At 52.0% G+C, this 23,079-nt stretch carries 21 protein-coding genes; 12 read left to right on the top strand and 9 right to left on the bottom strand.

Annotated features, from left to right (window positions below):
• The first annotated feature begins 376 nt into the window (after nt 1-376).
• Entirely contained in the window at nt 377-742 is a 366-nt protein-coding gene (locus tag ACO064_RS04395) for a response regulator (protein ID WP_114405021.1), read from the top strand.
• A gap of 48 nt (nt 743-790) precedes the next feature.
• On the top strand, nt 791-2,239 hold the full coding sequence (locus ACO064_RS04390) for a sigma-54-dependent transcriptional regulator (RefSeq protein ID WP_421826189.1): 1,449 nt from the start codon (nt 791-793) through the stop codon (nt 2,237-2,239).
• A 51-nt stretch (nt 2,240-2,290) separates the two neighbouring features.
• Here ACO064_RS04390 and ACO064_RS04385 read toward each other — a convergent pair whose 3' ends face one another.
• Complete coding sequence (locus ACO064_RS04385; RefSeq protein ID WP_421826188.1) at nt 2,291-2,917, bottom strand: porin family protein; 627 nt, start codon at nt 2,915-2,917, stop codon at nt 2,291-2,293.
• Between the two features lie 318 nt (nt 2,918-3,235).
• On the opposite strand from ACO064_RS04385, the gene ACO064_RS04380 reads away from it, so the two are divergent.
• From ACO064_RS04380 to ACO064_RS04355, 6 genes are all read left to right on the top strand, one after another.
• Entirely contained in the window at nt 3,236-3,685 is a 450-nt protein-coding gene (locus ACO064_RS04380; RefSeq protein ID WP_421826187.1) for a response regulator, read from the top strand.
• A complete protein-coding gene (locus tag ACO064_RS04375) occupies nt 3,669-5,132 on the top strand; it encodes a PAS domain S-box protein (RefSeq protein ID WP_421826186.1) in 1,464 nt (487 codons plus the stop codon). The genes ACO064_RS04380 and ACO064_RS04375 overlap by 17 nt, the downstream gene beginning before the upstream one ends.
• A 310-nt stretch (nt 5,133-5,442) precedes the next feature.
• On the top strand, nt 5,443-5,604 hold the full coding sequence (locus tag ACO064_RS04370) for a hypothetical protein (protein WP_421826185.1): 162 nt from the start codon (nt 5,443-5,445) through the stop codon (nt 5,602-5,604).
• Between the two features lie 87 nt (nt 5,605-5,691).
• On the top strand, nt 5,692-6,096 hold the full coding sequence (locus ACO064_RS04365; RefSeq protein WP_421826184.1) for a four-helix bundle copper-binding protein: 405 nt from the start codon (nt 5,692-5,694) through the stop codon (nt 6,094-6,096).
• 365 nt (nt 6,097-6,461) lie between these two features.
• Entirely contained in the window at nt 6,462-6,965 is a 504-nt protein-coding gene (locus ACO064_RS04360; RefSeq protein ID WP_421826183.1) for a pyridoxamine 5'-phosphate oxidase family protein, read from the top strand.
• Between the two features lie 77 nt (nt 6,966-7,042).
• Nucleotides 7,043-7,771 carry a DUF3891 family protein gene (locus tag ACO064_RS04355; protein ID WP_421826182.1) on the top strand — a complete coding sequence of 243 codons (729 nt, stop codon included), beginning with the start codon at nt 7,043-7,045 and terminating at the stop codon, nt 7,769-7,771.
• Nucleotides 7,772-7,800: 29 nt separating this feature from the next.
• Here the strand turns inward: ACO064_RS04355 and glgX are convergent, their stop codons facing one another.
• The 3 genes from glgX to ACO064_RS04340 form a co-directional block, all read right to left on the bottom strand.
• A complete protein-coding gene (gene glgX / locus ACO064_RS04350; RefSeq protein ID WP_421826181.1) occupies nt 7,801-9,903 on the bottom strand; it encodes a glycogen debranching protein GlgX in 2,103 nt (700 codons plus the stop codon).
• A 197-nt stretch (nt 9,904-10,100) separates the two neighbouring features.
• Nucleotides 10,101-10,556 carry a ferritin-like domain-containing protein gene (locus tag ACO064_RS04345; RefSeq protein ID WP_114405012.1) on the bottom strand — a complete coding sequence of 152 codons (456 nt, stop codon included), beginning with the start codon at nt 10,554-10,556 and terminating at the stop codon, nt 10,101-10,103.
• Between the two features lie 61 nt (nt 10,557-10,617).
• On the bottom strand, nt 10,618-11,262 hold the full coding sequence (locus ACO064_RS04340; protein WP_421826180.1) for an OmpA family protein: 645 nt from the start codon (nt 11,260-11,262) through the stop codon (nt 10,618-10,620).
• Between the two features lie 949 nt (nt 11,263-12,211).
• Here ACO064_RS04340 and ACO064_RS04335 point away from each other — a divergent pair.
• Nucleotides 12,212-12,409, top strand: a complete 198-nt coding sequence (locus tag ACO064_RS04335; RefSeq protein WP_421826179.1) for a hypothetical protein — start codon at nt 12,212-12,214, stop codon at nt 12,407-12,409.
• A gap of 48 nt (nt 12,410-12,457) precedes the next feature.
• On the opposite strand, the gene ACO064_RS04330 is transcribed toward ACO064_RS04335, so the two are convergent.
• The 3 genes from ACO064_RS04330 to ACO064_RS04320 form a co-directional block, all read right to left on the bottom strand.
• Nucleotides 12,458-13,729 (bottom strand): lactonase family protein, encoded by a 1,272-nt coding sequence (locus ACO064_RS04330; RefSeq protein ID WP_421826178.1) that lies wholly within the window; start codon nt 13,727-13,729, stop codon nt 12,458-12,460.
• Nucleotides 13,730-13,823: 94 nt separating this feature from the next.
• Nucleotides 13,824-14,513: a response regulator transcription factor gene (locus ACO064_RS04325; protein ID WP_421826177.1), complete on the bottom strand. Its 690-nt coding sequence runs from the start codon at nt 14,511-14,513 to the stop codon at nt 13,824-13,826.
• Nucleotides 14,510-15,793, bottom strand: coding sequence for a sensor histidine kinase (locus ACO064_RS04320; RefSeq protein WP_421826176.1), 1,284 nt, complete (start codon nt 15,791-15,793; stop codon nt 14,510-14,512). The genes ACO064_RS04325 and ACO064_RS04320 overlap by 4 nt, the downstream gene beginning before the upstream one ends.
• Before the next feature lie 185 nt (nt 15,794-15,978).
• Here ACO064_RS04320 and ACO064_RS04315 point away from each other — a divergent pair, with 185 nt between their 5' ends.
• Complete coding sequence (locus ACO064_RS04315; protein WP_421826175.1) at nt 15,979-16,362, top strand: DUF1573 domain-containing protein; 384 nt, start codon at nt 15,979-15,981, stop codon at nt 16,360-16,362.
• 197 nt (nt 16,363-16,559) lie between these two features.
• Here ACO064_RS04315 and ACO064_RS04310 read toward each other — a convergent pair whose 3' ends face one another.
• On the bottom strand, nt 16,560-19,556 hold the full coding sequence (locus ACO064_RS04310) for a S9 family peptidase (RefSeq protein WP_421826174.1): 2,997 nt from the start codon (nt 19,554-19,556) through the stop codon (nt 16,560-16,562).
• A 527-nt stretch (nt 19,557-20,083) separates the two neighbouring features.
• On the opposite strand from ACO064_RS04310, the gene ACO064_RS04305 reads away from it, so the two are divergent.
• Nucleotides 20,084-20,677: a TetR/AcrR family transcriptional regulator gene (locus tag ACO064_RS04305; protein WP_421826173.1), complete on the top strand. Its 594-nt coding sequence runs from the start codon at nt 20,084-20,086 to the stop codon at nt 20,675-20,677.
• A 92-nt stretch (nt 20,678-20,769) separates the two neighbouring features.
• A complete protein-coding gene (locus ACO064_RS04300; RefSeq protein ID WP_421826172.1) occupies nt 20,770-22,053 on the top strand; it encodes an MFS transporter in 1,284 nt (427 codons plus the stop codon).
• On the opposite strand, the gene ACO064_RS04295 is transcribed toward ACO064_RS04300, so the two are convergent.
• Entirely contained in the window at nt 22,050-23,078 is a 1,029-nt protein-coding gene (locus ACO064_RS04295; protein WP_421826171.1) for a glycoside hydrolase family 130 protein, read from the bottom strand. The genes ACO064_RS04300 and ACO064_RS04295 overlap by 4 nt on opposite strands.
• Nucleotide 23,079: the final 1 nt, after the last annotated feature.

The following is a 23,079-nucleotide window of genomic DNA, read 5'->3' as shown; positions in this document are numbered from 1 at the left end:
TTGTTTGATTAATATTGATATTTCTTGAAAAATGATTCTCTGTTGATTCGTGGTTTTCAGCGCATGAAACAGGGAGTGTAGAGAAATATCTACAGGTGTAGAAATTAGTGTAGAGAAAAAACGTCTGATTGCAAAAAGTATAATCGACGTATTCTGGTCTTGCAAAGGAATGGTTCACTTTTTTTTAATTACTTGAGCATTAATTTTGTGTTAAATCGGGTTATTGAGCGGTATTTGATATAATGGGCAAATTTTAGGCACATTATTATCTATAGTGTACCTGACGTAACATTTGTAAGATGAAAAACGGGATAAAACTGTGGAGAGCATGAGGGGCTGGCAAACCGGGAGTCAATATAAGCCGGTAATATCGAATATGACGAATACGAAACGGGTACTTATCGTCGACGACGAAGCAGATATTTGTCTATTGCTTTCCGGTTTATTAAAGCGAATGGGGTATCAGCCGACCTGCGCAAACTTTCTGGAAGAGGGCCGTCAACGACTGGCCCAACAGGCTTATGATGCCGTATTTCTGGATTTGAGTTTACCCGACGGCGTTGGTTTCGAATTGTTGTCTCACATCCGAACCAGCACAACCAACACGAAAGTGATCATGATCAGTGCTTTTGATGGAATTGCAGAACGCAAACGTGCTTCGCAGGAAGGGGCCGATTATTTTATCGGCAAACCTTTTAATCGTAAGACCATCGAACAAGCTTTACAATATATCCAAGTTTAGTTAACTTTATCCCTTCATTAAGTAACTGGGCACTGTAACTGTCCCTCTATGGAAAGAATCTTAATCGTTGATGATAATACGGATATATGCCTGCTTTTAGAACGATTTTTGTCAAAACAAGGATATAAGACGGCTTCTGTTCAACGAGGAGATGACGCCTTGACTCTGCTGCGAAAAGACCCGTTCGAACTGGTTATCTGCGATTTCAAGCTCCCCGATGTCGACGGTCTTGAAATGCTGCGCCGGATCAAAATCCTCGACCCTACCACGGCGGTTATCATCATCACCGGGTATTCCGACGTTCGAATGGCAGTGCAAACGGTGAAGCACGGTGCATACGACTATGTTACCAAACCGCTTTATCCGGACGAAATCCTGTATACCATTAAAAGTGCTCTCGACCGACGCAATCAAAAAGTTGACGTCCGGTCGATCAGTGGTACTTCTTCCGACGATGCAGACGACGCGCTCGAAACCAGTCCGGTAAAACAGCCCGCCCGGGCCGCCAAAACCGCTACCCTTGTTAGTGGTGGCAAACGGTTTATCTTCGGAAAAAGCCGGTCGGCCGAAATGCTTCAGAAACACATCGACCTCATTGCGCCCACCAACATGTCGGTGATCATTACCGGCGAAACCGGCACAGGCAAGGAGTTTGTCGCGAATGCCATCCACCAGAAAAGCAAGCGGGCGGGCAAACCGTTCGTTGCCATCGACTGTGGAGCCCTGTCCAAAGAACTGGCGGGGAGTGAACTGTTTGGCCATACCAAAGGTGCTTTTACGGGCGCGATGTCTGACAAGATGGGCAGCTTCGAGTATGCCAACGGCGGTACGTTGTTTCTGGACGAGATTGGTAATCTATCGTATGAGAACCAGATCAAACTCCTGCGCGTTTTGCAGGAGCGAAAAATACGACGAATTGGCAGTAACACCGATATTGTTGTCGATGTCCGCATTCTGGTTGCCACCAATGAAGACCTTCGTGAAGCCGTTCGGCAAGGCCGTTTCCGGGAAGATATTTTCCACCGTCTGGACGAATTCCGCATCGAACTGGCTCCCCTGCGTGAACGCAAAGCCGACATTCTGCTATTTGCCGATCACTTTCTGGAAATTGCCAACGACCAGTTGGAGAAAAACGTTCTGGGATTCGATGATGAAGTAAAAGATAAACTAAAAGAGTATTACTGGCACGGTAATTTGCGTGAAATTCAAAACGTTGTGAAGCGGGCCGTTTTGCTGTCACAAAGCGATTTCATAACGCTGGATTGCCTGCCCTATGAGATTATCTCTCCTACGTATGTGATGGAAGAGAACGGTTCGGCCGTTTCGACCGTTGCACCGGCCAACAACCTCAAATCCGTATCGGAAAACGCCGAACGGGCCGCTATTATCAAAGTTCTGGAGAAAACCGGCTACAACAAAACCAAAGCCGCCGAAGTCCTGAATATTGACCGTAAGACCCTGTATAACAAGCTAAAAGCATACGATATTCACCTGTGATAAGCTCGTTTGCCCCTGCATTCATCAGAGCATGCAGGGGCAAACGGGACATTAAATCGCAAACCCCAGTGAAACCTGGCCAACGGCGTTTTTAGCTTTTCCCATGAGCAAACGGGCCGCACCATCTTTCGCTACCGGTTGCAGCCCCTGGCCGTAACGCAATCCCAGCAGCGCTTTTCCAAAATAGATGTTCAGACCACCGGCGATGCCATAGTCAAAGGTGTTGAAATTGTCGCGGTTGATGTTACGGTAATCAGAACCGAAGTCACCGTCTGTGGTTATTTTTGAATTCACCAGATAGGACGCATACGGACCGGCTTGCAGATCGACGGAGTTGCCCAGCTTGAACGTGGCCAGAACCGGCAGTTCCACATAATTCAGGTTAAAGTTGTTCTTGCCGGTATTTCCCAGTAGATTATAGTTGGCCGAAACCCCTTTGGTGGTATACTGAAGTTCGGGCTGAATGGCGAAGAAAGAAGTTACCGGGATCTGAGTAAAAAGACCAACGTGGAAACCAATCCGTTCGTTGCGATCATCGACGTTGTCCAAATAGAGCGTGCTGGCATTCAAGCCGCCTTTAATTCCGGTTCGGGGCTTTGTCTGGGCCGAAATTTTTAAAACCGACAGGCTGCTAACCAGAACAGAGGCAACTAACACTCTAACAATCGAGTTTTTCATGGCATACAATAGGTTTGTTATACGCATCAATTGCTAATAATTCTGTGCCAAAGCGTAGGGTGTAGCAAGATTCAGTGGTAATCTGCTGACAATCAGTTATATTTAGTGGGGTGTAGAATTTGGTTTCAACCGGTTTGCACGTTGGCAGGAATCGGTTTTTGTGGAAGATCCTACTCAAAGTGTAGAAGACAGGCAGTAAGATTTGCCCGTTTCGGAAAACACCAGAAATAGAAACTTGTTTCTTAATACGAGGAAAGTAGGCGTAATTTTGTCTTTACTGGGACAAAGGCCCTGTGGTCTCATTCGATATCCACTCAAATGACGAATAAATCTCTGAATACCAGCATACTGATTGCTGACGACGACGCCGATGACCGCCTGCTGATCGAACAGGCGTTTCGGGAATGTAACCTGACATCAGAATTACACTTTGTGGAAGATGGGGAGGAACTGATGGATTTTCTATACCAGCGGGAGCCGTATGGATCGGCCCTGCGCCCCAGCCTGATTCTGCTCGATTTGAATATGCCCCGAAAAAACGGGATTCAGGCCCTGCGTGAAATCAAAGCCAACGAGCAATTCCGGCAAATCCCCGTCGTTGTATTAACAACCTCGACCGCCGAAGAAGACATTCTGCGAACCTACGATTTGGGAGTTAGTTCCTATATCTCTAAACCGTTTGATTTTAGTACGTTACTCGACATCACAACCACCATAAAAAAATACTGGATTGACACCGTTTCCCTACCTGATGACTCAACCCGATGAACTCTCGGAAAAACCCATCCGGGTGCTGCTGGTTGAGGATGATGAAGACGATTTTGTGCTGACAAAATCCCTGGTTTCTACCCGCGACAATGCCAACATCCACCTCGATTGGGTCAGCGATTTTAACTCGGCACTCGAGCATATCTACCAAAATGCCTACGATGTGTATCTGGTCGATTACCGCCTGGGCGAGCGAACCGGTATCGAACTGATTCACGAAGCGTTTAAGGCCGGGTGCCAGACGCCGATGATATTGCTGACGGGGCAGGATGATCTGGAAGTAGATTATTCGGCCCTCAAACTGGGCGCAGCCGATTACCTCGTGAAAGGCCGGATTGATGCCCAACTGCTCGGCCGAAGCATTCGCTATGCCTTGCGACAGGCCAATGTGGTAGGCGAACTGGCTGAAAAGGAAAACAAATACCGTTCGTTGTTCGAACGTTCGATCGATGCCATTTTTGTTACCGACCGTAATTTTGAGTTTCAGGAAATCAATCCTTCCCTGGAAAGACTGACGGGATATTCGGACGAAGAACTGCGGAAAATGAACGTTCGTGAACTGTTTGATAAAGCGGAGGTGTATGAGCAGTTGCGACGGCAGATTGATGGGTCGGAGCAGGTGAAAGATACCGAAATCGTGCTGATCAGCAAAGACCGCAAACGGATCGACTGCCTGCTTTCGGTGGTTGCCATACCCGATAAGGGTGGCGTTACCAACTGGTATCAGGCCATTGTGCGGGACGTAACCCAGCAAAAGAAAGCCCAGCGCGACCTGTTGATTGCCGAAAAACTGAGCATGACCGGACAGATTGCCCGCAGCATAGCCCACGAGGTGCGGAATCCGCTGACCAACCTGCACCTGGCCCTCGAGCAATTGAAAGAAGATTTACCCCCCGACGACCCGGGCTTATCGCTCTACATCAACATCATTCGCCGAAACGCCGAGCGCATTGGCCAGTTGATCACCGAGATGCTCAACTCATCGAAACCGCGTGATCTGGAGTTGACGTCCCACAACCTGAACGACGCCGTGCGGGATACGTTGTATCTGGTTCATGACCGGCTACAGCTCAAAGGAATGAAACTGGTGACCGATTTCACCACCGAAGACTGTGCCGTTCCACTCGATAAAGAACAGTTTAAAACCGCCTTGCTTAACATTTTGATCAACGCTGTGGAAGCCATGAAAGAAATGACCGGCGTCTTGACGGTGAAAACCATTCCCATCAACGAACGGGCCATTATGGTTTGTGTAGAAGACAACGGTTCGGGGATTTCCGAAGCCAATCGCCAACGGCTGTTCGACCCGTTTTTTACGGGGAAACAGGGCGGTATGGGATTGGGTTTAACGACCACGCAAAACATCATTAACAGCCACCGGGGTTCGATTGAGGTCGAAAGCCAGGAAGGGCAGGGGACAACGTTCCGACTCATTTTCCCCAAGTAATCAAGGTGTAATTCGACAACGCAGCGTGCACGTGGCCTCCGAGAAATTCGGAGGCCATTTTTTATGGATTTAGCTGTGGAGTTTCATACACAGTGAGGAAACCATTTTCTACAAATCGCTGGAATTGGCACGGCGTGGTTTTGTGTTTTATTGAGAATATATACTTAAACACAATTGATAGTCAGTGTGATAAGGTTCTGGAAATTGTTCGTCTGATGGGAATATTAATCTGGCATAATTATCTCAATGTATCTGGCATCAACAAGCGATAAAGAACATGGTCTGGAATCAAACCCATTTCCCCGCAGCAATGCGTTCGCTACCGCCCAGCGTTCGCGCCAAGGCAATTGAGATTGCCAACTCGCTTCTGGAACAGGAGGTGTCTGACAAGAAAGAAGCGATTTCGGCCAGTATCTACGAAGCCCGCGCCTGGGCACGCCAACGGTTTATGGAATCCCGTCAGGTGGCCTAAGGTAAAAGCAATTCGTACTCCACACCATTATTTTTTAGTCTCAGTTCACTTTGTAGAAGGCGTTTAACCCAGGAAAATTGAAGCGTTATGATCTGGAAGAAAAACATTTACGACACGTTGGTAGGCTGCGCAACGGCCTGTGATGAGTATGCCACGGAATTGTCACGTCAGCAGGACATTGAGGAGTTGTATCGCTGTATTTTTCTGAGTCTGGATTGCTCGGATCTCTGTCGTCAGGTGGCGGTTTTGTACGTCCGGGGTTCTGAAAACACGCGGCTACTGGCCCGAACCTGCATCGAGGTATGCGAAAAGTGCGCTGAAGAGTGTGAAAGGATGAGTGCCGACCGCGCCTGTCAGATTGCCACAACCTGCCGCCAGTGCATTCGTGTGTGCATGACCATTCTGGAGATGACCCTCCGGCCCGATACGGAAACTGAGACGTCGCGCACCCTGTTTGTTGCGCTCGGTCGTCAGGAAATGCTCTATAACTAGTTGGTCAGGCAACTGGCATAACCGGTAACAAAAACGGTGCTGGTACTTCAACCAGCCGGGCCATCGGTCATCGGGAAATTCTGTCGGTAAACGGGTCGTTGTGAGCAGTATGGAAGTGGCGAGAAAGACAACATACGTTCAGGTGGGTAACGATAGTGGACGCGTTAAAAACGGATTGTGAATCCCCGGTGCAGAAAACAACTGGAAACTGGCTATACGAAAGCTGCGCCAGTCTTTCCAAAGCGTATAGTCCGATGAAGACCTTGGACTGGTCATCAACACCGATATTCAAAAGCGATGAGCCGGTTGTTTTAGCGAAAGCTGAATAACAACCGGCTTTTATTCTTCCTTAAATCAACGACAATATGGATACGATAGAAGAACGGAGTGCGGGGATGGAGAAGGTGAGCAAACTGATCAACGACATTCGGATTGGCATGCTGACCACCCAGGATGAAAGCGGAAAGCTGGTGAGCCGTCCGATGGCTGTAATGCAGGTGGACGAAAATGGCGATCTGTGGTTTCTGACTAAAGAAAACTCGCCAAAAACCAACGAAATTGAGCAGAATTATCAGGTGAACGTCGCTTTTGCCAACGTCTCGGATGCTTCCTATGTATCCGTAAGCGGCACGGCCCAGGAGTTGCAGGATCGGGCGAAGATCGAAGAACTGTGGTCGCCTATGGCCAAACCGTGGTTTCCCGAAGGCAAAGATGACCCGTCGTTGTCCCTGCTGAAAGTGCATACCGAAACCGCCGAATACTGGGATTCCAGTTCGAGCCGGATGGTGCGGCTATTTGAAATGGCGCGGGCAGCTTTGACCGGCGATACCTACCAGGAAGGTGAAAACAAACTGGTTGAAAACCGGTAGAATTTTCATTTAAAAAAACGGAATGCCGGTCCGAAAGACCGGCTTTTTTTGCTTACTCCTCTGTAAACAAACCCGATATGATTGTCAAAAATACCGACTTAGGTTGGGAATTGATTCACCAGCAGGCGCATGGGTTGCTGGCTGTCAAGATTGCGATGCACTGGGAATCGGCCAAAAGACCGGAACGCTGGGTGGAAACGCTGGTGGCGCTGACCGAACACGACGATGGGCAGGAACCCTGGGAAGGCCGCAACCACCTCACGGCAGCGGGCGCACCGATGGATTTTCGGATTGAAGAATACGCCGTTGGTCAGGCCCGGCGAATGGTCGAAATTGCGCTGGAAAAAAGCCGCTGGAATGCCCTGATGGTGTCGAAACATGCCACCTTTCTCTATGAGTCATTGGCCGACCAAAGTGCAGAGTTGAAAGCGTTTCTGGAACAGCAGAAACAGAACCAGAAGACGTGGCTGCGGCAGTTGAAACTTTCTAAAAAGGAGGTTGATTATGCGTATGCCTTCATTCAGTGGTGTGATGCCCTGTCGCTTATTCTTTGTCAGGGCCTGATTCCGGAGTATGGCCGTCGGCTTGAAATCAGTCCCGGTCCGGATGGGGTGATCTACTACATTTCCCAACGTCCTGACCAAACCGTGGGCGTTGATCCCTGGCCCTTCGAGAGCCCCGAATTTACCCTGCATATCGAAGCGCACCCCTTGCAGCAGCTTCGTTTTAAGGACGATGCCGAGTTGTACGAGTGCATTCAAAAAGCACCGATTGAAGAAAAGGAATGGCGGTTTAAAAAAGAATGATGGCGGGGCCGCCATCATTCAATAACCCATCATTCTTTCAATTTCAGAAGCACCAGCGATCGCTCCTTGATTTCGAAGGGTTCCCGGGCAGATACTTCCTGCGGAACAGACGCGTCCGCAGCGGTATTGACCAGAACCTGCCATTTGGATTTCCGGCCGGGTTTTGGGAGTTGAAATGGCAGCGGTTCCCAGAATGCGTTGAACAGAATCAACAACCGGCCTTCGCCAATCGCATCACCGTTCTCGTCCTGCTCATCCACCTTGGTTCCATCCAGTAGCAAGCCCAGGCAGCGGGTAATACCGTCGTTCCAGTTTTGGTCGGTCATCGGTTTCCCGTCGTTGCGGAGCCAGACCATCTCATCCGTGCGGTAGAATTTCCGGCGACGCAGCAACGGCAGTTCCCGGCGCAAGGTCGAAAGCTGGCGGGTGAAGTCGAACAACGCCTGTTGGTCGGCATTCCATTCCCAATTGAACCAGCTAATTTCATTGTCCTGACAATAGGCGTTGTTGTTGCCCTGCTGGGTCCGGCCACATTCGTCGCCCATCACCAGCATCGGTGTTCCCTGGCTCAGCAGGAGAGTCGCCAGAAAGGCTCGTTTTTGCTGTTCGCGCGCCCGCACAATGGCTTCGTCGTCGGTTGGGCCTTCCACGCCCATGTTCCAGCTCAGGTTATCGTTCGCGCCGTCCTTGTTGTTCTCACCATTGGCCTCATTGTGCTTGTCGTTGTAGCTGACCAGGTCATTGAGCGTATAGCCGTCGTGAGCCGTAATCAGGTTGACGCTGTTGGCGGGCTGGCGACCGTCGTTGTAGAGGTCGGGACTGCCTAAAACCCGCGCGGCCAGTTCGCCCGCCAGTCCGGTATCGCCCTTCCAGAATCCGCGAACGCAATCCCGGTATTTTCCATTCCACTCCGACCAGTTGACCGGAAAATTGCCGACGTGATACGACTGCACATCCCAGGGTTCGGCAATCAGTTTGACCTGCGACAAAACCGGGTCCTGCTGAATGGTTTCCAGAAAGGAAGACAATTGCCCGGCGGCCGTCAGGCTGTGGGCCAGAGCCGTGGCCAGGTCGAACCGGAAACCGTCGACGTGCATTTCGTTTACCCAGTAACGCAAACTGTCCATGACGAGTTGCAGTGTACGCGGGTGGTTCATATTCAGCGTATTACCCGTGCCGGTATAATCCATGTAGTAGGTTTCATTGCCTTCCACGAGCCAGTAGTAAGCCGGGTTGTCGATGCCCCGAAACGACAGCGTTGGCCCGTGCTGGTTGCCCTCGGCGGTGTGGTTATAGACAACGTCCAGAACGACCTCGATACCAGCCTTGTGCAAAGCCTTCACCATCTCCTTGAACTCATTGACGGCGTGGCCGATTTTGTCTTTCGAGGCATATTCGCTGTGGGGGGCAAAATACCCGATCGAGTTGTATCCCCAGTAGCTTTCGCCCGTAAACTGGTGAACCGGCATCAGTTCTACCGTCGTAATCCCCAGCGATTTCAGGTAATCCGTAACCTCGGGCCGACCCAGACCGGCGTAAGTGCCCCGGATTTTCTTCGGCAGTTCAGGGTGCAGTTTCGTAAACCCTTTCACGTGCAGTTCGTACATTACAGTACGGTTGAGCGGAATGTCCGGGCGCTGGTCGTCTTCCCAGTCGAATGTGGAGTCAATCACCACTGACTTCGGTACGAAAGGGGCACTGTCATCTTCCTGCGGTTTCGAAAACCGGTCTTCATCCTGGTTATTCGGATCGAAGCCCAGTTGAGCCGGATGGCTTTCAATAGGCCCGCTGATGGCTTTGGCATACGGATCGAGCAACAGTTTGTTCGGATTGAACACGAAGCCCTGGGAGGGTTCAAACGGCCCTTCCACGCGGTATCCGTACAATTGTCCGGGCTGGATCGCATCCAGGTAAATGTGCCAGATTTGTTCGGTACGTTCCGTCAACGGAATTCGCCGGGTTTCTTTTGCCGGGTCTTCCGCATCGAACAGACATAGCATAACGCCGGTAGCATGTTCACTAAACAGGGCGAAATTAACGCCTTCGCCATCCCATGTGGCACCTAGTGGATAGGGTTTTCCCGGTCTGGAATGAATCTCATCCGGGTTTTCTACAGTATTGGTGGTTTCCATAGTAATAATTCGGTTTCCGGGGCCATTGAATCAGGTTCCGCTACGGTTTTTAAAATGCTTGTGCGGTTTTTAAGTCAATCCTGTCTACGGCTGGCCGGCCTATTGATCAACCATTCGTGGATTTAGATTGTTTTTGGATACAAAAAAAAGTCCCGAATCCACCGGATCCGGGACTTTTTATACTTCGTCTGAAAGGGTTATACGACATTTGCCAGACGGGCCATCGACGCATGGGCCGATTCGATCCGTTCTTTCTGACGCAGCAGCAGTTCACGGGTACTGGCTGCCAGGCTGGTGCTTTGCAGAATTTCCTGGTAATCTTCCAGAGCCTGTCCGTCTCCGCGTTTGCATTCTTCCACCACGGCTTTGTCGTCGTTGCCCGTGAAGGTGGTTTTGATATTGATCCAGGCGCGGTGCAGATCGGCGGTGAGGCTCGTGCTATTTTCCGGATCTCCGCCCAGGGTACGGATTTCGCGGTCGATCTCCGTAGCGTATTCATTTCGTTGCCGCGACTGCGTCAGAAACAAACTTTTCAGTTCAGCATCTTTTACATTCTCAGCGGCTTCCTGATAGCCTCGTTCTCCGTCACGTGTACGCGTCAATAGCGTGTTTAACCGGTCCAGAATTTCGCTGTGTGTGTTTCCTACTTCCATAACGTTTAAAAAGAAAAGTGAATAGAGTGTCCCCGATCCTTCAACAGGGCGGGATATAGATTTAACTGTTAATATTTCCAATTGTTCCGCGTTCGGCGGCTTTTCTTAGCTTATCGTTTGCATAGATGGCCACCTCGACCCGGCGGTTTTGCTGACGACCCGAAACGCTGCCATTGTCGGCCAGCGGCTGACTTTCGCCATAACCTTTCTCCGTCAAACGGTTGCCTTTGATCCCTTCCGACTGCAGCAGTTTGGACACGGTTTTGGCCCGTCGTTCCGACAGCTTCAGGTTGTGCTGATCGGAGCCGGTGTTGTCGGCATGGCCTTCAATCAGTACTTCCGTATCGTTGTATTTCTTCAGCGTTTCGGCCAGTTTGGTCATGTTTTCCCGATTCGCCGACTTCAGGTTGTATTGGTCGACATCGAACAGGAAATCGGAATCAAAGGTAATTTTGATTCCCTCGCCCACGCGTTCAATGCGGGCGTTTTCGAGTCGCCGGCGAAGTTCTTCCGCCTGTTTATCCATCTGACGACCGATCAATGCACCCCCGGCACCCCCCACGGTAGCGCCCAGAATAGCACCCACGGCGGTATTGCCTGATTTGCGGCCAATAAGTCCACCTGCTACTGCTCCCGCCCCGGCTCCGATGATGGCTCCGCGCTGGGTATTATTCGTGTTTTTTCGAATTGATTTACATCCTGTCATTGTACCAGCCGCAAGCATGCTCCCGGCTACTACCAGTGCCACCGCTCTCATTGTACGCAATTGTAAAGAATGGCTGTGTTTGATCATGGTAAAATAAAACATTGGTTCGTTTTGCCAGTGCCAAAAGCTGTACCATAGGCAAAAGGAGAGGTCAGTAGAGTATTAATATCTACCACAAGTAATTGATAATCAATGATTTTTGTTTGGTAGAGGCTCGACGTTCTGTCATTCCCTGCGTCGATTTTTAGTGGGGAACAGGGGCTACAAAAGCCGGTTGCTGGGGAAGTCTTTCTACAGTACGGGGGTTGATTAATAACGATATAATCATATTTTTATAGAAAGAATAATTACTCAGTATGTTGAAAGAAAATGTTAGTTTTTGGTAGATTGCAGGCTGAATAATTTCAGTAATATTGCCTTATTTTACTAAACGGTTACAAAAGGAAAATAATTGGCCTGATTTGTGCAAGTAGACAACCCATAGTGTACTGTTTACTCTACGTGTATGTATTCTCGAGATTCAACAATTACGTTACGGTTACGGCGGAGCGTGGCTTTTCCGCGCCTTGCTGAGATGTTGAAAGAAGCACGGCAATCCGAATTTAAGACATTGATGCAGGCAATTGATTGCGCGAATAATCGCTATGTAAAGGGAAGTGACCACTGGATTTTGCGCGGAGATAACGGCGTGTATTGGGTTGTTCGGCCACGAGTGGCCGAGTATCTGGTAAACGCCGGGTATGAGTTGGCTTTCGGAAGATAGGACCTTACAATAAGCAGAAGGGGTGAAAGTAGAAAAAGAGCGAAACTTTTTCTACTTTCACCCCTTCTGCTTTAGACCGATACCGAGATGAAACTACCTCAGGGATTGTGGGTGAGCTTAGTGAGTAGTTGGCTTCTGGCGGGATGTATGGCGTCCCATTGTCCAATCAAAAGTTGCCATGTCAGATTGGAACACCAGCACGGTGGACGGGTGTATCGGGGAACGGTTTTAGGCACCATGCACAGCCCGACCTGGTGGCTCTCCAACCGCAAAGGAGCCGGAGCTTCTTCCTCCATGGCCAGCGACCGCAAAGGGCTAAAAAAAGAAAAAGGCAACGGAAAACAGAAGAAAGTCAAAAAACAATTCCGCTGGGAGAGGGTGTAGAGTTAAGAGTTAGCGTGCGTCAGCCAACTCTTAACTCTTGATTCTTAACTAATAAACCCGCACTGTGTGGCTGCCGCGGGCGACGCTGATTTTGCCCGGCATTTTCTCCAGTGATGGTTTGTCACCTTTGGTTACTTTCCAGAACTCGATACCACCGGAACGGTCGCCGTAGTCGAGGTATTCGGAAACCGCCACCGCAATGGCATTGCCACTCTTGTCGAATTCAATGCTCTGGGGCATGATGCCTTCAAATGGATATTCATTCGCCAGGGTCAGCTTTCCTTCCTTGTCAAGTGCATACACCGACAGGGAGCTTTTTCCGGCCCCCGCGTTGCCAAACGGCTGGTAGGACTGCCCGGAGTTGGCCACAATCACCATGGAGCCATCGGGGCTGATGGTCAGAGCCTCGGCGCTTTCGCCCGCTGCCGTTTGGGAAATTACCTTGTGCTCGCCCGGCGTGTCTTCAGTGCTGAACTGAACCACAAACAACTCACCTTTACCGGCACCTTGCGCGTTGGCTCCCTTCTTGATGTCGGATACAATAAAGAATTTTCCGTCCGGAGAGAATTTGCCGGTGGCTGGCAAACCACCTACTTTGATGGGTTTGCCGTGTGGAATGATATTCGGTTTTTTGGCTGCATCGAGTGAATATTTCATCAAACCGACTTCCTGTGTATCTTCAATCACGTAGGCAATAAAATCACCGGCCGGGCTCCAGACCAGATCCGTAATGCGCGCTCCCGGAACCGGAGAAGGGGCCGTGATCACCCGCTTGGGCGTACCGGTATTGTCGATTTCGATCAGCCGCATTTCTTTACCGGCATCACCCGAAGCCACAGCAAGGGTGTTGCCCTGCGGGTTGATGGTGATGGCCGTCGGCAGGTTGCCGACGCTAACCACTTTGGCCGTCGGTTTGGCCGGGGCCAGATCGACAATAAACATCCGGGCTGCGGCCGGCAAGTCCTTCACACCGCCTTTCAGTGTGGAGACGCTGTCGCCCAGTTGGCCGCGTCCTTCCAGTACAAAGGCAAAGCGTCCGTTGGGGGTTACGACAGCGGCTTTGTCATACAAGGCCGAGGAGTTGGAAATGGGGGCGGTGGTAATGTTTTGCCCGTTTCGGTCGAGGGGAAACTTTACAACCGTCAGTGCGTCACGGCTGGTTTTGCTTTTGTACAAGTTACCGTCGGCCAGGGCGGAGGCCGCCATATCGGCATCGGACAAAACAACAATTCCTTTGGCGGTAAACTGAATGGGTTCCTGCTGGGCGAAGACCCCCGTTGTCAATAAAGAGGCAAGGGCAACCAAACTCTGTTTTTTCATGCTGCAAATAGAAGGTTATAGCTTTGGATATTACACAAATATAGCCGAAAGCCTTCATTTTAATAACAGCATCGGGGTTTGTCTATACTTTATTTCAACCAGGCAGCAGTAGCCGAAAACCGATGCCGTGGAGATTTTCGATGCGAATTGAAGAATCGTTTCCCAACCGTTTCCGCAGGCGGGAGATGAACACGTCGAGACTGCGGCCCATAAAATAATCGTTGTCGCCCCAGATGGCTTTCAGAATCTCGTCGCGCCGGATCAGCGTATTCGGTCGCGCCAACAGGTAGTGCAGCACTTCAGCTTCGCGGTGGGTCAGCGTTTGGAAGTGGCCCTCTATTTCCAGCGTCAGATTTTGAAAATTAAACTGATATGATCCGACGTATTGTACCGATCCGGTGTACGTAGAAACCGGCGGCTTACTCCGGCGCAGGAATACGTTGATTTTCAGAATCAGTTCTTCAATGCTGAACGGTTTGGTCAGGTAGTCGTCGGCCCCCAGCCGCAGCCCCTTCAGGCGGTCGTCTTTGTCGGCCAGCGCACTCAGAAAAAGCAGCGGAATTTTGTCGTCGATCTGCCGGATTTGCCGGGCCAGCGTAAAACCGTCGGTCTGGGGCAGCATCACGTCCAGAATGCACAGGTCGAAAGGGTGCTGTTCGAAACACCGCCAGGCTTCGGGGCCGGTGGTGCAATGAACCACCCGAAAATGTGCCAGTTCCAGGTTATCTTTGGTGACAAAACCCAGATTTACGTCATCTTCGACGTACAGCAAAAGCGGTTTCATCGCACAGTCGGCAGTTTAGGAGCCAGGGTGGCTGGCTTGGTCGTCCGGGCTTTTACCGTAAAGATACTTCCGGAACCGGGTATACTTTGCAGGGAAATTTGCCAGCGGTGGGCTTTGATGACCTTGCTGACGTAATACAGACCCAATCCGAATCCTTTCACATTGTGAACATTTCCGGTCGGAACGCGGTAAAACTGGTTGAAAATATACGGCTGGTGTTCCGGATCAATGCCAATGCCGTTGTCCTGTACCGACCACACCAGCCGGTCTGCTTCAGTATGGGTCTCCAACACGACGTGTGGGCTGGCGGCATTGTATTTCAAGGCGTTGTCGATCAGGTTGTTGATGACGTTTTCCAGGTGATACCGGTCGCCCCGGATCATGGCGTTTTCGGCCCAAAGCTCCAGGCTGACGTGCGGACGAAACACCTCGGCGGCTTCCGCCAGGAGTTGATGCAGGTTAATTTCCGTGGTCGTAATGGTAAACTGCATCTGTTCCGAGCGGGCGAGTTGCAGAACGCTGCTCACCTGTTTCTGGAGCCGCAGACTCTCTTCCTGCACCACCCGGACGTACTGGCGATGGCGTTCGGGCTGGTCAAGGATGGCGTCGGATTGCAGCACGTCGGCGGCAATGCGGAGGGTAGCCACCGGCGTTTGCAGCTCGTGGGTGATGTTGTTGATAAAATCCCGCTGCACTTCCGTCAGTTTTCGCTGCCGCAAAACCACCACCAGCGTATATCCAAAAAACAGAACCACCAGCAACACCGCAGCCGACGAGGCAATCCAGCCGTCGAGGTGACCGGCGATGAAGCTGGACTGGCTCGGAAAGTGAATGCCAAAATAGTAGGGACTCCGCGAAAACTTGGGCAGATTCCGGCTGGCCTGCACCGTTTGGGGATTGGCGTTCAGGCTGACAAACGCGCCGTAGATCATCCGGTCGCTTTCGCAGTTGTAAATACCGTATTCAAAATCCGTGATCAGGTTGTGGTTGCGCAGCGAGTTCTGGATGTAATGTTCGAGAATGCCCGGATCGACCGGCGAATCGGTGTTCACGATAAAATAATCGGGCGAAAGCTGCGTGACCGCCGTGCAACTTTGCGTAATTCCGTTGAGCAGGCCCACCTGATCAGCCACGTCCTGGAGAGCAATGAAAGCGGTTTGCCGAAACTGGCGTTCCCGCAGCGCGTAGGCCTTGCGCACCCAGACGATCTGGACGGTAATGATGCCGATGATCGAAATAACCGACAGAATAATCAGGATGCGGAAAACGCGTCTGGACATGATCGCTTGTGGTTTCCTGGAAAAAGGGTGAACCGAGAGTCAAAAGTCGGCTTCCGGCGGCTAAAAGTCAACTCATTAACATCTCGTTAACAACTGTTCGCTACCCGTTAACAGCCTGCTGTCTTTCGGGAAGATACTTTTGTGCCGTTGGGTTCTCCAACGCTTCACCATTAAACACAAACCTCATGAAACGCATTCTGATTATCGCGTCCTGCCTGTGGCTGGTTGCCGCCAGCGTTCTGATTGCCCATTCGCTGTCGGCGGTTTTTAAGTGGGACGAAACGACCCATGATTTTGGTAAAATTCAGCAAAGCAAACCGGTGGTGGCCGAATTTGCCTTTACCAACAACGGCGGTATTCCGCTGGTGATCAGCAATGCCCGCGGTTCCTGCGGATGTACGGGCGTCGAGTACCCGAAAGAAGCCATTTTGCCCGGAAAAGCCGGCAAGATCAAAGCAACGTTCAATGCCGCTGCGGTCGGAACGTTCAACAAAACCGTCACCGTGGAATCCAACGCCGAGGGCGGCACGAAAGTATTGTCGATTCGGGGCGAAGTTGTTGCCCAGTAAAGCAGAAAGTAGTCTGATCAGCGAAATAACGACAACAACCAGCCCCCGGTTAAAACCGGGGGCTGAAAATTGAATCGATTTACTGGAACCGTTTTAACGGTTTTGAGGTCCCGAAACCGTTAAAACGGTTACTGCCTATTGGTTGTCCCCCCGAGATCCCACGGTTTCAACCGTGGGCTGGGATTCCTGATTTGTTATTAATATTTCATTACCCCCAATTCCTTCTCCACCGCCGAGCGGCCGTCTTTCATCCAGGCGGGTTCGGGGGCGTCTTTCAGGTAGTAATCGAAAAACTGGTACATCCGGATGCTGAGGTCTTTGGCGTTATGTCGCTGGGTGAGGTTGTGGTCTTCGCCGTTGTAAACCAGCAGCCAGGCCGGTTTGCTCAGTCGCCGGAGCGCCGAATAAAACTCGATGCTCTGGTACCAGGGCACCGCGCCGTCCTGATCGTTGGCCATCAACAGCAGGGGCGTCTGGATGCGGTTGGCGTAGAAAAGGGGGGAGCTTTCGAGGTAGTTCATCGGTTTGTCCCAGAGCGTTCCGCCGATGCGGCTTTGCGTTTTTTCGTATTGAAACATCCGGCTCATGCCCGTTCCCCAGCGAATGCCGCCGTAGGCACTGGTCATGTTGACCACCGGCGCCCCAGCCATGGCGGCTTTGAACAGGTTCGTCCGCGTCACCAGAAACGCTGTCTGATAACCGCCCCAGCTCTGGCCCTGCAACCCGATGCGGTCGCGGTCCACGAACCCTTTTTCGATCAGGCTCAAAACGCCCGGCACGATGCAGTCGTAGGCATTCTGGCCCGGCATTCCGGTGGTATACAGAATGTCGGGAACAAAAACCAGGTACCCGTTCGACACGCAATACGCCATGTTGATGGTTGAGCGACTGGGCGCCGGGGCTTTGTAGTCGTTCAGGGTTTCGGCGTTGCGTTCGTAATAATACACCAGCATCGGGTATTTTTTCTTCGGATCGAAATCGTCCGGTTTGTAGAGCAGCCCTTCCAGCCGGACGCCGTTGTTACCCACCCAGTTGACCAACTCGACCTTGCCCCAGCGGACGCTGTCCTGTTGCGGATTGATCCGGGTCAGTGGCTGCGGTTCGGCAAAGGTGGTGTCGGTCAGATACAGGTTGTTCGACTCCCGAAAATTGCCTTTCAGAAACGTCAGCGCCGGGCCGTTTTTGGCTTTGGATAAACCGGAAAACCGGTAGTCGCCTTTGGCCAGCACCACCGGTTCAACCGCCGGTTTTTCCATCGGTTTTCGCAGAATTCCGGTGGCTTTGTTGATTTCCCAGAAACCCGTCAGCCAGAGGTCGCCCGTCAGCGGAACGACTTTTTCGTCCGGGTTGAGATTGGCGCGTCGCAGGCGGATGCGGTTTTGGCGGCCGTAACCCGCCGTCAGGTTCACCGGTTTTTCCTGCCCCGTCGGATCGATGCGCCAGAGGTCGAACCGGTCATAAATCAGCACATAGCGGTCGTCGCGGCTCCAGCCAGCGGCTCCGTAACTGCCGGGCAAATCGGGTGTGTCGTGTTCTTCGTCAAAAAAACGGGCCGGAATCCCGCGCGTCAGGTCGATCCGTTTTCCTTCTGCAATCGACCACGCCCGCCAGAGCGAATCCCGTTCGTCATACCACCAGGCATATTTACCGCCGGGCGACAACTGGGCGTATGATACCCGGGCCTCATTGGCAATCTGTTTTTTCTGACCGGTTTTGGCATCGATCAAATACAGATCCGTCTGGCCGGGGTCCCACATGCTGCTGATCTGGTAGGGCAAATTGCTCAGTCCCAGCCAATACGGCTGATCGGCTTTGGGGTCGATCTGGACATTCGGCATATCCCGGTTTCCCAGTTGTGTAATACCGCCGGTAGTCAAATCGCAAACCGCCAGAAAACCGCGTTCTTTTTCCTGCTTCAACTGCTTGAGTTGCATGGGCTGAATGGTGGGGTCGTTCCAGCTCCAGACGTCCACTTTGACGCGTTCCTCGTCCAGCACGGTTGAGTCTTTAATGGGTTTAGGGGGAAGAATCGAGGTGGCGAAATAGAGCCGTCGACCATCTTCCGAAAACGAGGGCGTCCGGTATTCGTTCACATTCCAGCCTTTGGGATAGGCTTTGGTGAGCGTATCGGCCAGCACCACCGGGTTCATCGCCGTTCGTTCGGAGAAAGAAGGAACGGCGGTTTTCTTTTTTCGAGATGAAGGGGGCGGGGGGGAGGCCAGGCGTTTGTAATACAGCGCATAGGCCCGGACATCGGCTTCGGCGCTGTCGGCGGTGGCCATCCAGGCCAGTTGCGAGCCGGTTTTATCGACCGCTAGCCCTTTGTAAAGCCGGTGTTTCGAGCTGGTGTCGATCAGCATCTCATTCTGTTTTCTGGTGTCGAACGCAAATACCCCGGCTTTTTTCAGCGTATCATTGACGGCGTCTTTGGTGTAGAAAATAGTGTTTCCGTTATCCGAAACCGTCACATAGGTCACGTAGCGAAACGACTGAGTGGCGCCGGTTTCCAGGTTCAGTAGAATCAAATCGTCGCCTTTCGGCTTTTTCGCCGAAGCGGATGCCCGACCCCGGCTGGCTGGTTTACTGGTAGTCGAATCCTTTTTCACGCCTTTCACCTCCTGATGCTCCTGCAAAACCGCCACCCACGAACCGCTCTCTTTCGGCAAGGTAAAGGACTTGACATTGGCAAAGCCGATGCGGTTGCCGGTTTCGAGGTTGAACACCAGCAAACTGTCTTTCGGAAGCTGGTCGGCTTTGACTTTTTTCTTTTTGGCCTCCCGCACAAGTTTGAAAGGCGCTTTCAACCGCATCACCAGAAACCGGCTGTCGGGTGTAAACTGTGCCAGATAGCCCCGGGCAAAGGTGTATTTTTTCGGAGCCAGCGGGTTGATAGCCGCCGTCTGACGGTCTGCGGGAACGTTTGGCCCGGATTTGGCCTCCACGGTCTCGGTACTTTTTTCGGAAGCCTGAGTAGGTGCATTCCCGCCGATTTTGATCAATTCCAGTACCCCGTCGCCCTCCTGAGGGTCAATCTGATAACTCAGCCATCGGCCATTGTTGGCGTGCTTTTCGGAGCGAACAGTTTGCCAGCGGTCGTAGTCGGCGTGGGTAAGCGGTCGTTTGGGCGATTGTGCGAACAGGAACGCTTGAAAAGAAAGGGTAAAAAAAGCAAACAGGAAAGTCCGGAGACGCATGGTTCGAGTGGGTTAACAACGTACTAAATTAAGCAAAAACCAGTCAAAACAAGCGAAAAACTCACCCCTTACCTTAATCCAACGCAGGACGCCAGTCCTCCAGAAAAGCCCAAAGGGCTGCCTTCATTAGCCCCGGATGCAATCCGGGGAATCGGGATGCCGCAATCCGGGGAAACCGGGCGGTAATTCGGGGAACCAGAACGAACCAGACCGCCCAAATCCTGAAAGGGTTGAATCCAGTTCGGGTATTCGTATTGAACCCTTTCAGGGTTCGGCGTCGCGTATGTGTTCTCTTTATCCCGGATGCAATCCGGTTTCCCCGGATTGTGGCATCCCGATTCCCCGGATTGCATCCCGATTCCCCGGATTAAATCCGGGGCTAATGATGGCAGCCCTTTGGGCTTCTTTCCTGGGACGGGATCATGGGTGGGGTCAGAAACCGGGCATTCGGATTCCTGTGTAGGGCCGTATAAAAAATCCAAATCCATTTTTAAATAAAAGAACGTTCGTTTATTTTTGTATCCATTATGCGATTACGAGACGAAACAAAAGAGCGGACCATTCGTGAGAAAGCCATCGAGATGATTGTGCGGGAGGGATTCGACGGCCTGAGCATGCAGAAGCTGGCGAAGGCTGCGGGTGTATCACCGGCCACGATCTACATCTATTTTCAAGATCGGGAAGACCTGATCCGGCAAATTTATTACGAGGAAATGCTGGCCATGAGTGCCGAAACGCTCGCCGGTTTTGATCCCGGGATGCATTTCGAGGAGGGCATGCGCGTGCAATGGATGAACCGCGCCCGGTATTGTCTAAAATACCCACTACGGATGCATTTTATGGAGCAGATGCGCCATTCACCTTTCCACGAAAAATTTCAGGGCGACGCTCGGAATCCATTTTCGGTAGCTATGAAAACGTTTGTGCTGAATGCCATCGAGCGAAAGGAATTGATCCAACTACCACTTGAAGTCTATTGGTCGATTGCCTATGCACCCTTGTATCAACTGATTAAATTTCATCAATCCAAAAACGGTATGCCGGGCTGGGGAAAGTTTGTACTCGATGATGAAACGCTGGAAAAAGCCCTGGAACTGGTTCTGAAAGCCCTGAAACCCTGATGGCTTCCGTTACCGAAATGAAGGTAAAACCGCACCCGGTTTTAATCCTGAATTAACCTCTGAAGACTAAATTACCCTCGAAATCAAACGATATGACTACCGCCCAACCAACAACGCCTTTTACGACCTACGAAAAAGCCATCATTGCGATGCTGGCCTTCATCCAGTTTACGGTGATTCTGGATTTTATGGTGCTCTCGCCCCTGGGCGCCCAACTGATGATGGAATTGAACATTACGACGGCCCAGTTCGGTTGGGTGGTGTCGGCCTATGCCTTCAGTGCCGGGATTGCCGGTTTGCTGACCGCCGGGTTTGCCGACCGTTACGACCGGAAAAAACTGCTGCTGTTCTTTTACACCGGGTTCGTACTGGGCACGCTCCTGTGTGGAATTGCTCCGGATTATCATTTTCTGCTCATGGCCCGCATCGTCACCGGGATTTTCGGGGGCGTCATTGGTTCCATTGGGTTTGCGATCATCACCGATCTGTTTTCCTTTCAGATGCGGGGCCGGGTGATGGGCGTCGTGCAATCGGCGTTTGCCGCCAGTCAGGTGCTGGGCATTCCGGTGGGCTTGTATCTGGCCAATACGCTGGGCTGGCATTCGCCTTTCCTGCTGATCGTGGGCGTTAGTGTGCTGGCCGGGCTGGCGATTGTCGTTTACATGAAACCGATCACGGCCCACCTGAAACTCAAATCGGAGCGGAATCCGTTCCAGCATTTGCGGCATACGGTTTCCCGTTCGAGTTACCTGCGCGGTTTTGCCAGCACCGCGCTGCTGGCCACCGGCGGTTTCATGTTGATGCCATTTGGCAGTGCGTTCGCCATTCATAACCTGGGCATTCCGCAAACCGACCTGCCGCTGATCTACATGGTCACCGGCATTTCGGCCATGATCATCGGCCCGTTTGCGGGACGGCTTAGTGACAAAATCGGCAAGTTTCCCCTGTTTACGTACGCGTCGCTCTGGGGAATGGTGGTCGTTATCGTCTATTGCAACCTGGGCATAACGCCCCTCTGGCAGATCATGGTCATCAATGTGCTGCTGTTTGCCGGGATTTCGGCCCGGATGGTTTCGTCCTCGGCCCTGGTTTCGGGCATTCCCGACCCGCAGGATCGCGGGGCCTACATGGGCATCAACTCATCGGTGCAGCAAATTTCGGGCGGTATTGCTTCCCTGATTGCCGGGCTGATTGTGGTGCAGGGCAAGGATGGTTCGCTGGGGCGGTACGATGTGCTGGGTTACATCGTGGCGGCAACGATGGTGGTGACAATTGTGATGATGTATTTCATCAACCAGTATGTCGTGAAAAAACAGGCGGCTGAAGCGGCAAAAGGCTCGTCCGTAGTGGGCGGGCAACCGGTGCCAACCCGTTAATCTGTGACCAGTTCCGCCACGCCCACGCAAAAATCGGCCGCGCCGTAATACACCAGAATTCGGCCGTCGGGCATTCGGACCCAGCCGTTGGTGAACACGACATTCGGGAAAAAACCGATTTTCTCCCATTCCAGTTCGGGAACCATCAACGGTTTCGTTGAGCGGTCAAGAATGCGGCTGGGGTCGTTGCGGTCGAGGAGAGCCAGGGAGAGGGAATAGGCGTGGTCGACGCTGGCACCGTGGTAGCAAAGCAGCCAGCCTTCGTCGGTGAGCAGGGGTTCGGGACCGGCGCCGATTTTGAGGTGTTCCCAGGGCGTTCCGGCGGCTCCGAACAAAAACCGGTGGTCGCCCCAATGCACGCCATCCGGCGACCGCGCCAGCCAGACCGACGGTTTTCCGATGTCCGAAACCATCGGCCGGTGCAGCATATAATAAAAACCGTTGATCTGTTGTGGAAACAGACAGGCGTCCTTATTCGGGGGCGGGATAATCATGCCTTTCCGTTCGAAGGTTACGAAGTCTTTCGTGATAATCAATCCCACGCCGGGGCCGTTTTCCGAAACCGCCGTGTAGGTAATCCAGTACTGGCCGTCCAGAAACGTAATCCGGGCGTCTTCCACGCCGAACGATTCGTCGGCCCGTTCCGGGAAAATGAACGGTTTCTCATCCACCGTAAACCGAATACCGTCTTTACTCCGGGCCAGTCGCAAATGACTCAACGAGGTCAGATAAGCCTGATCGCCGATTTGAACGACGCGCGGGTCGTAATCGCCCGCCGGTTCGGGAAAGGTTTTGACAACCAGTTGAAAAAGCCCCGCCTGTTGCTGAACCACCGGCACCTGAATGAAACCCGGTTTGGGGTCTACGGCTTCGGCCACGCGCAACAGCAGCAGGATTTCATCGCCAAACCGACAGGCCGCCGGATTGAAAGCTCCCATCACCCGAAACTGCGGATGCGACGGTTTGACATCGGCGGCCGTCAGAATGGGTTGATCCGATAACCGGCGGAGTTGATAGTTCTTCATC

This window comes from Larkinella sp. (assembly GCF_965227735.1).
GTDB lineage: Bacteria > Bacteroidota > Bacteroidia > Cytophagales > Spirosomataceae > Larkinella.
Note: the sequence above shows the minus strand (reverse complement) of the source record. Positions and strands in the feature narration are given on the sequence as shown.

Coding starts and splice junctions, on each gene's coding strand:
- ACO064_RS04395 (WP_114405021.1), top strand. CDS start 377: ATGACGAATACGAAACGGGTACTTATCGTCGACGACGAAGCAGATATT.
- ACO064_RS04390 (WP_421826189.1), top strand. CDS start 791: ATGGAAAGAATCTTAATCGTTGATGATAATACGGATATATGCCTGCTT.
- ACO064_RS04300 (WP_421826172.1), top strand. CDS start 20,770: ATGACTACCGCCCAACCAACAACGCCTTTTACGACCTACGAAAAAGCC.
- ACO064_RS04315 (WP_421826175.1), top strand. CDS start 15,979: ATGAAACGCATTCTGATTATCGCGTCCTGCCTGTGGCTGGTTGCCGCC.
- ACO064_RS04345 (WP_114405012.1), bottom strand. CDS start 10,556: ATGGAAGTAGGAAACACACACAGCGAAATTCTGGACCGGTTAAACACG.
- ACO064_RS04310 (WP_421826174.1), bottom strand. CDS start 19,556: ATGCGTCTCCGGACTTTCCTGTTTGCTTTTTTTACCCTTTCTTTTCAA.
- ACO064_RS04305 (WP_421826173.1), top strand. CDS start 20,084: ATGCGATTACGAGACGAAACAAAAGAGCGGACCATTCGTGAGAAAGCC.
- ACO064_RS04320 (WP_421826176.1), bottom strand. CDS start 15,793: ATGTCCAGACGCGTTTTCCGCATCCTGATTATTCTGTCGGTTATTTCG.
- ACO064_RS04355 (WP_421826182.1), top strand. CDS start 7,043: ATGATTGTCAAAAATACCGACTTAGGTTGGGAATTGATTCACCAGCAG.
- ACO064_RS04340 (WP_421826180.1), bottom strand. CDS start 11,262: ATGACAGGATGTAAATCAATTCGAAAAAACACGAATAATACCCAGCGC.
- ACO064_RS04325 (WP_421826177.1), bottom strand. CDS start 14,513: ATGAAACCGCTTTTGCTGTACGTCGAAGATGACGTAAATCTGGGTTTT.
- ACO064_RS04385 (WP_421826188.1), bottom strand. CDS start 2,917: ATGAAAAACTCGATTGTTAGAGTGTTAGTTGCCTCTGTTCTGGTTAGC.
- ACO064_RS04370 (WP_421826185.1), top strand. CDS start 5,443: ATGCGTTCGCTACCGCCCAGCGTTCGCGCCAAGGCAATTGAGATTGCC.
- glgX (WP_421826181.1), bottom strand. CDS start 9,903: ATGGAAACCACCAATACTGTAGAAAACCCGGATGAGATTCATTCCAGA.
- ACO064_RS04330 (WP_421826178.1), bottom strand. CDS start 13,729: ATGAAAAAACAGAGTTTGGTTGCCCTTGCCTCTTTATTGACAACGGGG.
- ACO064_RS04360 (WP_421826183.1), top strand. CDS start 6,462: ATGGATACGATAGAAGAACGGAGTGCGGGGATGGAGAAGGTGAGCAAA.
- ACO064_RS04375 (WP_421826186.1), top strand. CDS start 3,669: ATGACTCAACCCGATGAACTCTCGGAAAAACCCATCCGGGTGCTGCTG.
- ACO064_RS04295 (WP_421826171.1), bottom strand. CDS start 23,078: ATGAAGAACTATCAACTCCGCCGGTTATCGGATCAACCCATTCTGACG.
- ACO064_RS04380 (WP_421826187.1), top strand. CDS start 3,236: ATGACGAATAAATCTCTGAATACCAGCATACTGATTGCTGACGACGAC.
- ACO064_RS04365 (WP_421826184.1), top strand. CDS start 5,692: ATGATCTGGAAGAAAAACATTTACGACACGTTGGTAGGCTGCGCAACG.